Genomic DNA, 11,363 nt, shown 5'->3' on the forward strand with positions numbered 1-11,363 from the left:
TGTCGACGAGGGAGGGGCGCAGCCTGATGACCGACGCTGATCCGGACCGGGACACCGCCGTACACCTGCTCTGCCAGTACGACCACGGGCCGGCCGGCGACGGGCCCGGCGTACGGCGGCCCATCGGGCTGGCCGAGGCGGCCGACCTGTGGCGGCGGGCCCTGGAGTCCGGCCGGGCGGCCGAGTCGACGGTGGACGCGCCGGAGGAGGGCGACGACGTGATCGCCTTCTCGACCGCGCGGGCGCACGTGGTGGCGGCCCTGCTGGAGGAGTTCGCGGCCCGGGTCGAGCCCGGTAGGTCCACGCCGGCGGTGCGGGCCGACGATTCGCTGGCGGAGCTGGCGACCCAGCTCGCCCGGCACCTTGAGTCGGGCACCGGTCACTGAAGGGGACGTGGTGATGAGCGACGACGACCTGACCGTCCCGGTCCCACCGGCCGACCCCACCCGGGAGCTGCTGATCTGGCCCGACTACCAGCGGGACGCCGGCGGTCGTACGACGGCGCGAAGGGTCGGGCTCGACGAGCAGGCCGCCCGGTGGCGGGCGACTGTCGACGCGGGACGCCCGACCGAGGAACGGCTCGGTCGGGCCGCCCCCGGGCTGGTGTCGATGTCGAGCGCCCGTGGCTTGGTCGTCGCGGCGATGCTGCGGGAGTTGGCGGCCAGGGTCCGGCCCGGATTCAGCTGTGGCCCGGTCCGCTCCGACGGCTCGCTCAGCGCGCTGGCCCGCGAGCTGGCCGACGACCTGCGTCGCCGTACCGACCGATGACCCCGGCCGGTGACGGGCCCGACCGGTGGCGGACGGCGGAGCCGGTTCCCCGACCGGACGGGACCCCGTACGGCGAGGGGGGCGTGATCCTGCTGCCGGCGCCGCGTACCCGCGACGAGGCCGAGGTCTACCTCGACCTGCACCCCTGCCCGCGCTGCGGCTCGATGGAGACCGCCTGGCGGGACGGGCCCGTGACGGTCCGGTCGCGGCGGGCCCACCGGTACGCCGGCCCCTGCGCCGACTGCGGCGACAGCCGGGAGTTCCTGTTCGAGGTGTCCGGGGATGACGACGGACCGGCCGCGCCGGGGCCAGGCCCGAGGACCCGGTTCGGTGGGGACCGGCCCTCCCTGCTGCTCGATCCCGGCGAGTGGATGCTCGTCGCCGACTGGTGTGTCGAGGCGTGGTCGTCGTCGGACGCCGGGGGGGACGACACCGGGGCGGCGGACTCACTGTGGACCGCCGTGGCCGCGATCGAGGAGGTGCGCAAGTTCCTCCCGGCCGACGCCGACGCCGTGCCCGAGTCGGTGTTCTGGTCGGTGCGGGGCCGTACGGTCTACTACCGGGAACCCGGCCGGTTCCGGCGTCGCCGGTTGCAGGTCCTGTTGGACCTCTACCTCAACCGGATGCCCTGGGTGCCGTCGTGACCGGGGCGTCCGCCGCCGGGCGCACCGGCCTACCGATCGACCCCAGCCAGGTACGGAGGAGTGGATGGACACCCAACGGGTGATCGACATGCTCGAACGTGCCGTCTTCACCGCCGACGAACGGGTGAGGCGGACGTTCGGCGGGCCGGCCCTGCTGGGGGTGGAGACGGCCCAGATGGGCTACGAGGCGCGGCCGGCGGACTGGGCGGTGGCGCGGGAGAGCTGGGTCGACGAGGTGATCGAGGTGGTCGGCACGAACGGTGCCGTGACCACCACCGTCGGCCTGCTGTTCCCCCGTGCCGGTGCGGGTCTGGTGTTGAATTCGCCGGCCACGATGGCGGCGCTGGGCCGACGGGTAGGGGTGGACCTCGATCCGGTGGCGTACGCCGAACTGCTCGCCGTCCTCTACTCCGGCGCGACGCTCGACGGCCGGTTCGGGTACGCGTTCTCCGCGACCCCCGGGTTCCCGCCGGGCTGGTTGATCCGCGACCCGGACCACTTCCGCACCGCTTTTCCGGTGCCGTCGGCACCCCCGGTCGGGCCCCCGACGTTCGCCGGTCGGGCCGACGGAAGCTGGACGCTGCGCTTCTGGTCGCACGACTACCACCTGTTGGAGGCGCTGGCGGCGGCGGTCGACGTCCACGAGTGGGAGGTGACCGGTGGCCCGGCCGGACCGGCGTCCTGGTCACGCCGGACGGTCGGCACCCGACTGCCGCTCGCCTGAACGACGACGACGGCGGTGACACCGGTAGGACGCGGTGAACCCGGCAGGGCGCCGCGCGGGCCGACTCCTGGCGGGTCGGGTGGCAGAATGACGTGCGCCGACGGCCGGATGGGGAGGTTGCTGGTGGACACGGAGTGGACGACCGGGGCGCTCCAGCGGTACGTGCTGGCCTCCGACGAGGCCACCGGACAGGTGTGGGTGGGCCCCGAGTCGGTCACCGTGAAGACCGACCGGTTCCGTTACCGGGCCCGGCCGGCACAGTGGGCGGTCGTCGACGCGGACTGGCTGGCCGAGGCGGTCCGGGTGGTGGCGGCACGGCAACCCATGTTCGTCACCCATGGCCTGCTGCGCACCACGTCGGGCGGGACGCTGCACCTCAACCGGCCCGGGGTGATGGCCGAGCTGGGCCGCCGGGTGGGTGCCGGGCTGGAGCCGTCGGCGTACGCGGAGCTGCTGGGTGAGCTGTACTCGGCGTGGACGATCGACGGCTCGGTGGTGCGCCCCTTCTCGGTGACCGAGGGCACCCGCGCCGGCTGGCTGATCCGTGACCCCGACCATTTCACCCAGGTGCTCGCGGTGCCGGACGCACCGCCGGTGATGCCCCCGACCTTCGTGCCCGACCCGGACGGGGGCTGGACCTTGCGGTTCTTCTCACACAACCACTACCTGTTGGAGATCCGCTCCGCGGTGGACGTGTACCGGTGGACGGTGACGGGTGGACCGGACCGGGCGGCGACCTGGGTCCGGGAGACGGTCGCCGAGCGGGTGGAGCGTCCGCTGCCGTGACCGGTCGGAGCGCCGGCAGCGGCCGGCCGGCAGAGACCAGCCCCGGCCCGTCGGTCCGGGCGGGCGGTCCGCCCGGTGGCGGACGGCATCCGGAGGTGACCCGATGGCGATGACCGACGACCCGGAGCGGCAACGTCGGCTGCGCGCGCTGGCCGACCTGCACGCCCGGTGGCAGGCCACGCACCAGGTGGACGACGTCGACTTCACCCCCGAGGGCGCCGACTCGGCGCAGCGTCGGTCACCGTCGGCACAGGCGCAGCGCGAGTACATGCGCCAGGCCCGGGAGATCATGGGCCTCGACCCGGACACCGGCCACTACCGGGACACCGAGTGACACTGCTGCCCGCCGTCCGGACCCGGGACGAGGTCGACCTCTACCTGGAGCTGCACCCGTGCGGCCGGTGCGGGTCGATGGAGGCCGCCTGGACCGCGACGGCGACGACGCGGGAGTCCCGACCGGCGTACCGGTACTCCGGTCGGTGCGCCGAATGCCACGAGCAGCGCGAGTTCCTCTTCGCCCTGCCCGAGGGGCGGACGGCACCCGCCGACGCCGGTCCGCACCCCCGCAGCAGGTTCGGCGGCCCGCAGCCGTCCGCCCTACTCGACCCCGGTGAGTGGCTGCTCGTCGCCGACTGGTGCGGGGAGGCGGCGGAGGTGGCCGAGCGGCAGGGCGACGACGCCGAGGCGGCGGACCTGCGGTGGACCGCCGTGGCCGCCCTGGAGGAGGTCCGTAAGTTCCTGCCTGAGACCGGCGACGCGGTGCCGGAGGCGGCCTTCTGGTCGACCCGGGGGCGGACGGTCTACCAGCGGGAGCCGGGGCGGTTCCGTCGTCGCCGGATCGAGGTGGTCCGGGACTTCCACCTCGACCACATGCCGTGGAGCCCGGCGTGACGCCGCTGGCCGCGCGCTCCACCCACGAGGCCCACCTCTACATGGACCTGCAACCGTGCGGCTGCGGGCAGGGGCGCTTCCCGCGCGCCTCCACCGTGCTCACCCTGCCCGACGGCGACCTGGCCCGCCGCTACACCGGCGCGTGCCAGGGGTGCGGCGCGGCCCGCGAGTTCCTGTTCCGGCTGCCCGCCGGGCCCGTCGACGTCGAGGAGGGCTTCCGGTACGGCGGCCCGGAGCCGTCCCGGCTGATCGACGCCGGGGAGTGGCTGTGGGTGGCCGAGCAGCACGCCCGGGCGGTGCCGGCCGGGGCGCGGACCCTGCCGGAGGCGGACCGTCGGCGGTGCCGGTCCCGGCTGACCGCCGCCGTCGCCGCGCTCGACGAGGTGGTGAAGTTCGTGCCGCCCGGCGGGGCCCGGGTGCCGTTCACGGCGGTCTGGACGGCGCTGGGCCGCACCGTCTACCAGCGGGAACCGGGGCGCTTCCGGGCCGGTCGGCTGGCCGCGGTGCGGTCGGCGTACGTGGGGGCGCTGCGCCGCCTGGGCTGAGCCGTCGGGGTGGAGGCGGTCAGTCGGCGGTGCCGCCCGACGGCCGCGCGGGGGTGGGGGCGCTGCCAGCCGACAGGTTCGCCACGCACGTCGGGGAGATGCTGGTCTGGTCCTGCACGAGCCGGTCGCCGAGCAGGATCGTGCAGTGCAACGTCGGGATCCCGCCGGCGTACGCCAACCGCTCGTCGACCCCCGGGCGGACCTGCGGCGTCGCCGACACCCACACCCGTTCGACGTCGGGATAGCGCAGGGTCACCGCGTGGGACCAGGCCCAGGTCAGGCTGGTGGCGGACTGTGTCTTCAGCGCGCTGTGTCCCCAGGTGACCGCCATCCCGAACAGCCCACCCCGGCCGCCGACCACCTCGACGGTGAGCGTGACGACGTACTCCACCGGGGCCGGTGCGGGGGCGGGCGACGGGCCGGCGGAACAACCGGCCACAGTGGCGGCCACAGCGGCGACAGCGGCGACAGCGGCGACACGTCGCATGGAACCTCCTGCGCAACGGCGGCGGACGGCGACCGGCCCGTAGCCTAGCGTGCGCCCGCTGCGGGTCCCGCCCGCCGGTGGGACATCGCTAGGCTCAGGTCGGCACCGGGCAGGGAGGAGACCCGTCGTGGACGAGTCGTGGCAGCCGGCCAACGACACCGAACGGGCGTTGCTGCGCGCGGCGCGCGACGACGACCGCACCGGGTTCTTCCGCATCCTCACCCGGGCCGAGCTGTTCCTGCCGCAGTTGCGTGCCGACGACCCGGCCGACGGCGGTCAGCGGTTCGTCACGATGGACCTCTTCGGACAGCCGTTCCTGCCCGTGTTCACCTCGCTGGAGTCGATGGTGCCGCAGGTCGCCGGGGTCGCCGACGCGTACACGGTGACCGGGTACGACGAGCTGTGCGAGCGGTGGCCGGTGGCCGGGTGGCGGCTGGCGGTCAACCCGGGCACCCCGCTGGACGCGTACCTGCCGGTGGAGGCGGTCCGGGCGGCGGCGGACGGGGAGCTGGCGGTGCCCGCCGGGGCGGAGCTGCTCACCGAGCTGGCCGAGGCGGCGGCTGACGACGAGATCGCCGCCGCGACGGCCGACGGGTCGGACGATCCGGCTGCTGCCCCCGCCCCACCGGCACCCGCCCCGGGCCCGGCGGACGAGCCGGACACCGCCGCGCTGTTGCGGGACGCGGCCGAGCGGGGCGACTCCGTCGGTTACCTGGATGCGCTGCTCGACGCGCTGGTGGTGCTCCCCACCGGTGCCCCGGTGCCCGACCCGGCCCTACTGGTCGACCCGGACTTCCCGTGGCGTGCGGTCGACGCGGGGGAGACGCCGGTGATCGAGGTGTTCACCGCCCCGGAACGTTTCGCACGGGCCTACCCGGACGGCACGCCGAGCCTGCGGGCCACGATGGCCGCCCTGCTCACCGTCTGGCCGCCGGGGTACGCCCTGGCCGTCGACCCGGACTCCCCGGCCGGCATCACCGTCCCCGCCGACCAGGTGCCGTTCCTCCTGCTCTGGCCCACCCCCGACGGGACGGGCCCCGACGAGGTCACCCGCGCCGGGGCCGCCACCGACGACCCGGACTCCGCCGGGGCCGTCGCCGGGCGGCCGGCCGATGCCGGGTGGGGCCGGTGAGCGGGGCGACGCTGATCCCCGGTGCCCGGTACGCCTTCGGGGTGGTCCATCCGGTCGCGCCGATGCTGCGGGTCCGCTACCGGCAGGGGGTGCCGGTCGACCCGTACGGCTTTCCGGACTGGACGCCGTACGCGCGGGCGGTGGTCGAGCTGCCGCCACTGCCGCCGGGCATCGGGGTGGACGCGGCCCGGGTGTTGGACGTGCTCACCGCCAACCTGGCCGTACCCGACCCGGCCGACCCGGACGCGTCCGGGCGTACCCCGGCGGGGTGGGTCTGGGCGCATCTGGCACGCAGCCGGCGGGTGGCGCTGGTGCCGGCGGAGTTGCACGTGGCGCTGCGGCACCTGGGCGGGGTGGGCACCGGCGACGCCGACCCCCGGCGGCGCGGGCTGCCGGTGGAGACTGCCGAGCCGCCGCCGCTGCGGTTCGCCGAACGGCTCAGCCCACCGGCGGTGGCCCGCGTCGAGCAGCGGCTCGGCTGCGCCCTGCCGGCCGGCTACCGGGACTTCCTGGCCCGCACCAACGGTGGCTGGCCGGACTGGCCGGCGGTGCACCCCCGGTTCGGCTTCGTGGTCGACCAGCCGCTGTTCGGGGTGGCCCGCGCGGACCGGATGCAGGACCTGTGCCACGCCAACGCCTGGTTCACCGACCGGTTCACCGCCGACTGGCTGGCGGTCGGGCACGTGCAGGGTGGGCTGCTCGCCGTCCGGGTGGCCGGCGGCGACGAGGGGTCGTTCTGGTACTGGGACGACGACGACCCCCGGGCCCGCGACGACGACACCGCCGCCGACGTCGGCAACCGGCTGCTGCACCGCTGCGCCGACAGCTTCGGCGTCTTCTGGCACGCCCTGCGGGCGGTCCCGGGTCCGCTGCGTGACCTGGCCGTGGAGGCGGTGGCCGGGGGGCGGGTGACCCGGGTCGAGGACGAGCGGACCGGGTCGGCGTTGCCGCCGGCCCGCCGGCGGCCGGCGGCGTGAGGCCGGGACGGAGGAACACATGACGGGGTACGGACGGCGCGGGCGACAGCCGGACGCCCCGCAGGCACGGGGCCGGACGGTCATCGCCGACCCGCACCGGTCGGGTGGTCCGGCGACCGACGGCGTGACCCGGTCGGGTGGTCCGGTGGCCGGCAGGCCGGCGACGGGCGGCCCGGCCCGGGCGGGCCGGCGTCGGGTGGCGGGTGGGGTGGTCGTCGGGCTCGCCGCCGGACTGCTGGCCGGGCCGGTGCCGCCCGCCGCGGCGGCACCCGACTGTGCGCAGGCCGGTGGGCAGGTCGCCGCGCCGTCCTGGGCCCAGCAGGTGCTCGCCCCGGAACAGGTGTGGCCGTTCAGCCAGGGTGCCGGGGTCACCGTCGCGGTGCTCGGCTCCGGAGTGGACGGTGACCACCCGCAGTTGCGGGGTCGGGTCGAGCCCGGCTACGACGCGGTCCGGGGCAGCGGCCGGGCCGACACCGACTGCACCGGCCAGGGCACCCGGGTGGCCGGGCTGATCGTCGCCCGGCAGGCCGGCCCGTCGCCGTTCGCGGGGCTCGCGCCGAGCGCCCGGGTGCTGCCGGTACGGGTGGTCGACGACCGGGCGTTCGGTGCCGCCCCGGTCGACCCGGGGGTGCTGGCCCGGGGCATCGACTGGGCCGTCGACCGGGGTGCCCGGGTGGTCGCGGTGACCGTGGCCGCCGACCGGGACAGTGCGGCCCTGCGGACGTCGGTGCGGCGGGCCGTCGTCCGGGGTGTGCTGGTGGTGGGTGCCAGCGGCGACCGGGGCGGGGACGGTAACCCGGTGTCCTACCCGGCCGGCTACCCGGAGGTCCTCGCCGTCGGGGCGATCGGCCCGGACGGGCGGCGGTGGCCGAAATCGCAGTACGGGCCGTACCTGGACCTGGTCGCGCCGGGCGTCGCCGTCACCACCACCCAGCGCGGCAGCGGGCTGGTCGAGGCCGCCGACGGCACCGCGTTGGCGTGCGGGTTCGTGGCCGCTGCGGTCGCCCTCACCCTGGCCAAGCGGGGCGGTGCGCCGCGCAGCGAACTGGTCCGGCTGTTGACGGTGACGGCGGTCCCCGGCGCCGACCGCGCCGAGTACGGCCACGGCACGGTCAACCCGTACGGGGCGCTCAACGACCAACTGTTGCCGCAGGCCAGACCCGCCCCGCTGCCCCGGTTCCGGCCTGCCGTCGACCGGCCCGACCCGGCGCTGCGGGAGAGCCGGCGGATCGCGCTGGCCGGTGCCGTGCTCGCCCTCGGCACCGTCCTGGTGATCTGTGCGGTCGCACTGACCCTGCCCAGGGTGCGCCGCCGCCGGTGGCGGGCCGCCGTCGCGCCGGCACCCGCCCGGTCGGCGCAGCCCACCGAACCGGGCCCCCCGGTGCAGCTCTTCGACGACCCGGAACCCGGCCCCGGCCGATGAACACCGCCCGCAGTTCAGGGCCGTGCCCGGCCGGGGCGGGCCGCCCGGGACAGCGGTCGGGCGGGCCGGTACGCCCGGTGGGGTCGGTCAGCCCCCGACGGTGACCGGGGCGGGACGGACCGCGCCCCGTGGGTCCAGGGTCGGGCCGGTCGGGACCAGCATGGTCAGGCTCGGCGGCACCACCAACGCACCCTCCGCGGGGTAGCCGAGCAGGCGCAACGCCTCGGCCGACGGCACCGCGTACCGGATGCCCAGGTCGGTGACGATGCTGTAGGCCCCGGGGCTGCCGAGCAGCTTCAGCACGGTGACCCGGCCGGCGGGGGCGGCGATCCGGTCGGCGAGCGGGACGCCGTCCGGGGAGACGGATCCGGTCGGCGCGGCCCGGTCCGCGCCGGGCAGCGTGCCGCCCACGGTCAGCGCCGGCGGGGTGCCGGCGTCGGAGGTGGCGGCACAGAGCTGCTGGCCCTGCTCCGGGCCGAGCAGCTTCGGTGGGGTGGCGGGCGGCTGGCCCCGGTCCGCCGGGCGGGGTAGCTGCCCGCTCTTCGGCAGGGCCGTGACCGCGGAGACGGCGACCGGCGCCGGTTGCCGCCCCGACTGGCCGGTCTGGATGGCCTGCTGCACCGGGGTGATCGGGGCGACCCCGTCGGTGAGCACCAGGTAGTGCTGCGGGCCGGAAGCGGTCTGGGTGACCAGCACGTCACCGTTGCGGCGGCCGGGCACCTCCCGGGACGGGTCGTCCCGGTCGGCGACGGGCAGGGCGGCGAGGTCGACCCCGGCGGGCAGCGCGTTCAGCCAGGCGGTGCCGACGGGGGTCGGGGTGACCGCCCCGAACAGGGCGGGCACGACCACCCGGGAACCCTGCACCAGGTGCCGGCGGCCGTGCCAGACCAGGTAGTTCATGCCCAGCGTGGCGTCCTTGACGAGCAGCCCGTCGTCGCCGACGCCCCGCCCGTCGACCGGGCGGGCGGCCAGCGCCAGGGTCACCGTGTCGGTGGTGCGGCCGGTGTCGTCGGTCGCCGGGGCGGAGCAGACCGTCCACGGCAGACCCGCCTGCCGGTCCGCTGCCGGCAGCGAGGCCGGGGCGTTCGGGATGCCCATCGTCACACCCCGGGGGACCGCGCTGAGGGTGCTGCTGGAGACGCGTACCACGGGGGTGCCGGGGCGACCGGTGGCCAGCAACGCGGAGGCGTAGTTGAGCGTCGGGTGCAGCCGGCCGTCCAGATAGACGTAGGTGGCGCCGGTCTCCTTCTCGACCACCACCGAGCCGGGCTTGCGCCAACTGTCCCCGCCGACCTTGGTGAGCAACCCGTAGATGCCCACCCCGGCGGCGACCAGGACGGCCACCATCAGGCCGCCGAACAACGCGCCGATGCCCCGACGCAGCGGCGACTGCTGCGGGTCGGTCTCGCGCATCACGAACGCGGACATCACCCGCTGGGTCATGAACTGGTAGGACTGGAGCTGGTCGCGGCGGGTCGTCATCGTCGCCTCACCCGCCGATCGAGGCGAACATCCCCCGGATCGCCCCGAACAGGCCGATGACCGCGCAGGCCAGCGGAATCAACGCCATGATGGCGATCACGTCGGCGATGTCGGCGGCCCGGCCCAGATAGGGTGACGGCCGGCGACGGCTGTAGAGCAGGCCGACGACCAGGGTCACCGCCGCCACGGCGACCACACCGAGCCCGATCAGCATCCGGTCACCGCCCGACGTGGTGGCCAGCAGCGCGGCGACGGTCAGCGCCGACAGCCCCGACAGGCCACTGACCAGCAGCGGCACCCGCTGCGCGGCGGTCGGGAACAGCCGCCCGCGCAGCAGCAGCGCACCGGCACCGCAGAGCGCCAGCAACACGCCGGCCGGGGTGCGGTCCTCGGTCAGCAGGAACGCGATGGCGAGCGCGCCGCAGACCGACGCGGACAGCAGCATCCCGGTTAGCAGCTCGGTGGCCCGCGCCACCGTCACGAAGACCCTCGCCCGCTCGGGCACCGGCCGGTCCTTGAGGATCTCCTCCGGCCGGTCGGGCAGCTCCGGCACCGGCAGCCTGCCCAACCAACCGGCGATCAACGGGTAACCGGGCAGCAGACCGATCACGGTGGTCAACGTCGCCGCCGCCGCCCCGGCGGGGGAGACCCCGCCGTAGCAGAGCAGCGCGGCCAGCACGCCGGTCAGGCCGGCGGCAGCCCCGGCCATGAACAGCCGCTGCACCCCGCCCACCGCCGCGTACCCGGCGATGCCGAAGACCAGCAGGGCGGCGGAGCCGAGTAGCAGGCTCGGTGCGCCCAGGTCGACGATCCGCACCCCGTCCGGGGCGGCGAGCAACGCCCCGCCGAGCAGGGCGTAGGGCAGGCCGGCGGCGGCGACCACGGCACCGGCGGTCGCGTCGGGCACGGCCCGCGACAGCACCGGCCCGGCGACCGCCAGCAGCGCCGCGACCCCCAGCGCCAGCAGGCCCGGGGCCCGCCACGGCGAGCCGACCGCGAGCAGGGCGAACAGCCCGAATCCGAGCAGCGCGGCGGTCACCGTCAACCCGGCCCGCCGGGTGGCGTCGTTGCTCCACGACCGACCGGTCCGGCGCGCGCCGCTGGCGATCACCTCGACCACGTCGTCGTACGCCAGCTCGGGCCATTCGTCGCGGCCCGGCGTGAGGTGCAGCAGCTCGCCGTCGCGGACGCCCTGCACGGCGAGGTTGCGGGTGGCCTCCAACAGGGTGCCGGTGGCGCGTCGGAGCACCCAGCCGCCCTGCTGCTCACCGACGTCGCCGAGACCCTCCCCGGCATGCCGGAGCAGGTGCGGCAACAACTCCCCGACGAGCATGCCGTTGGGCAACGCCACGTCCATCCGCCGCTGGGGAGCGGCGATCGTCACCCTGGCCAGACTGAGACCGCCCGGGGCCGTCACGCTGGTCACCTCCCCGTGTGCCACGCGTCCGCGCGGTCGCCTCCTGGGCCCTCCGCGGCGGTCAAGGTAGCACGGCGGGGCCGCCCG

General features: G+C 76.1%; 14 protein-coding genes. 11 read left to right on the plus strand and 3 right to left on the minus strand.

Features of this window, described 5'->3' with window-relative positions; translation table 11 throughout:
- Positions 1-26: 26 nt before the first annotated feature.
- From AB0B63_RS05210 to AB0B63_RS05245, 8 genes are all read left to right on the plus strand, one after another.
- Positions 27-386: a hypothetical protein gene (locus tag AB0B63_RS05210; RefSeq protein ID WP_357014723.1), complete on the plus strand. Its 360-nt coding sequence runs from the start codon at positions 27-29 to the stop codon at positions 384-386.
- 13 nt (positions 387-399) lie between these two features.
- Positions 400-768 carry a hypothetical protein gene (locus AB0B63_RS05215; protein WP_357014725.1) on the plus strand — a complete coding sequence of 123 codons (369 nt, stop codon included), beginning with the start codon at positions 400-402 and terminating at the stop codon, positions 766-768.
- Positions 769-851: 83 nt separating this feature from the next.
- Complete coding sequence (locus tag AB0B63_RS05220) at positions 852-1,412, plus strand: hypothetical protein (RefSeq protein ID WP_357014727.1); 561 nt, start codon at positions 852-854, stop codon at positions 1,410-1,412.
- A 64-nt stretch (positions 1,413-1,476) separates the two neighbouring features.
- Entirely contained in the window at positions 1,477-2,136 is a 660-nt protein-coding gene (locus AB0B63_RS05225) for a hypothetical protein (RefSeq protein WP_208568086.1), read from the plus strand.
- A gap of 87 nt (positions 2,137-2,223) precedes the next feature.
- Positions 2,224-2,922 carry a hypothetical protein gene (locus AB0B63_RS05230; protein ID WP_357014729.1) on the plus strand — a complete coding sequence of 233 codons (699 nt, stop codon included), beginning with the start codon at positions 2,224-2,226 and terminating at the stop codon, positions 2,920-2,922.
- 103 nt (positions 2,923-3,025) lie between these two features.
- Positions 3,026-3,256, plus strand: coding sequence for a hypothetical protein (locus AB0B63_RS05235; RefSeq protein ID WP_357014731.1), 231 nt, complete (start codon positions 3,026-3,028; stop codon positions 3,254-3,256).
- Entirely contained in the window at positions 3,253-3,813 is a 561-nt protein-coding gene (locus AB0B63_RS05240) for a hypothetical protein (RefSeq protein ID WP_357014733.1), read from the plus strand. Before AB0B63_RS05235 ends, AB0B63_RS05240 begins: the two co-directional genes overlap by 4 nt.
- Positions 3,810-4,358: a hypothetical protein gene (locus AB0B63_RS05245; protein WP_357014735.1), complete on the plus strand. Its 549-nt coding sequence runs from the start codon at positions 3,810-3,812 to the stop codon at positions 4,356-4,358. The genes AB0B63_RS05240 and AB0B63_RS05245 overlap by 4 nt, the downstream gene beginning before the upstream one ends.
- Positions 4,359-4,377: 19 nt before the next feature.
- Here AB0B63_RS05245 and AB0B63_RS05250 read toward each other — a convergent pair whose 3' ends face one another.
- Positions 4,378-4,845 carry a hypothetical protein gene (locus AB0B63_RS05250; protein ID WP_357014737.1) on the minus strand — a complete coding sequence of 156 codons (468 nt, stop codon included), beginning with the start codon at positions 4,843-4,845 and terminating at the stop codon, positions 4,378-4,380.
- A gap of 127 nt (positions 4,846-4,972) precedes the next feature.
- Here AB0B63_RS05250 and AB0B63_RS05255 point away from each other — a divergent pair, with 127 nt between their 5' ends.
- Genes AB0B63_RS05255 through AB0B63_RS05265 form a run of 3 tightly spaced genes read left to right on the plus strand, consistent with a single transcriptional unit; the run spans position 4,973 to position 8,377 of the window.
- Entirely contained in the window at positions 4,973-5,977 is a 1,005-nt protein-coding gene (locus tag AB0B63_RS05255; protein WP_357014739.1) for an SseB family protein, read from the plus strand.
- On the plus strand, positions 5,974-6,954 hold the full coding sequence (locus AB0B63_RS05260) for an SMI1/KNR4 family protein (protein WP_357014741.1): 981 nt from the start codon (positions 5,974-5,976) through the stop codon (positions 6,952-6,954). The genes AB0B63_RS05255 and AB0B63_RS05260 overlap by 4 nt, the downstream gene beginning before the upstream one ends.
- Positions 6,955-6,973: 19 nt before the next feature.
- Positions 6,974-8,377: a S8 family serine peptidase gene (locus AB0B63_RS05265; RefSeq protein WP_357014743.1), complete on the plus strand. Its 1,404-nt coding sequence runs from the start codon at positions 6,974-6,976 to the stop codon at positions 8,375-8,377.
- 87 nt (positions 8,378-8,464) lie between these two features.
- On the opposite strand, the gene eccB is transcribed toward AB0B63_RS05265, so the two are convergent.
- The gene (gene eccB, locus AB0B63_RS05270) at positions 8,465-9,859 is read right to left on the minus strand and encodes a type VII secretion protein EccB (RefSeq protein ID WP_357014745.1); all 1,395 of its coding nucleotides are present in this window, start codon (positions 9,857-9,859) and stop codon (positions 8,465-8,467) included.
- Positions 9,860-9,866: 7 nt separating this feature from the next.
- Positions 9,867-11,243, minus strand: coding sequence for a type VII secretion integral membrane protein EccD (eccD, locus tag AB0B63_RS05275; RefSeq protein WP_357014747.1), 1,377 nt, complete (start codon positions 11,241-11,243; stop codon positions 9,867-9,869).
- Between the last annotated feature and the right edge of the window lie 120 nt (positions 11,244-11,363).

This window comes from Micromonospora sp. NPDC049081 (genome assembly GCF_040648835.1).
Classification (GTDB): domain Bacteria; phylum Actinomycetota; class Actinomycetes; order Mycobacteriales; family Micromonosporaceae; genus Micromonospora; species Micromonospora antibiotica.

Excerpts from the sequence above, each read along its gene's own strand:
- AB0B63_RS05250 (WP_357014737.1), bottom strand. The coding sequence starts at position 4,845 with ATGCGACGTGTCGCCGCTGTCGCCGCTGTCGCCGCTGTGGCCGCCACT.
- AB0B63_RS05210 (WP_357014723.1), top strand. The coding sequence starts at position 27 with ATGACCGACGCTGATCCGGACCGGGACACCGCCGTACACCTGCTCTGC.
- eccB (WP_357014745.1), bottom strand. The coding sequence starts at position 9,859 with ATGACGACCCGCCGCGACCAGCTCCAGTCCTACCAGTTCATGACCCAG.
- AB0B63_RS05230 (WP_357014729.1), top strand. The coding sequence starts at position 2,224 with ATGACGTGCGCCGACGGCCGGATGGGGAGGTTGCTGGTGGACACGGAG.
- AB0B63_RS05215 (WP_357014725.1), top strand. The coding sequence starts at position 400 with ATGAGCGACGACGACCTGACCGTCCCGGTCCCACCGGCCGACCCCACC.
- AB0B63_RS05235 (WP_357014731.1), top strand. The coding sequence starts at position 3,026 with ATGGCGATGACCGACGACCCGGAGCGGCAACGTCGGCTGCGCGCGCTG.
- AB0B63_RS05225 (WP_208568086.1), top strand. The coding sequence starts at position 1,477 with ATGGACACCCAACGGGTGATCGACATGCTCGAACGTGCCGTCTTCACC.
- AB0B63_RS05265 (WP_357014743.1), top strand. The coding sequence starts at position 6,974 with ATGACGGGGTACGGACGGCGCGGGCGACAGCCGGACGCCCCGCAGGCA.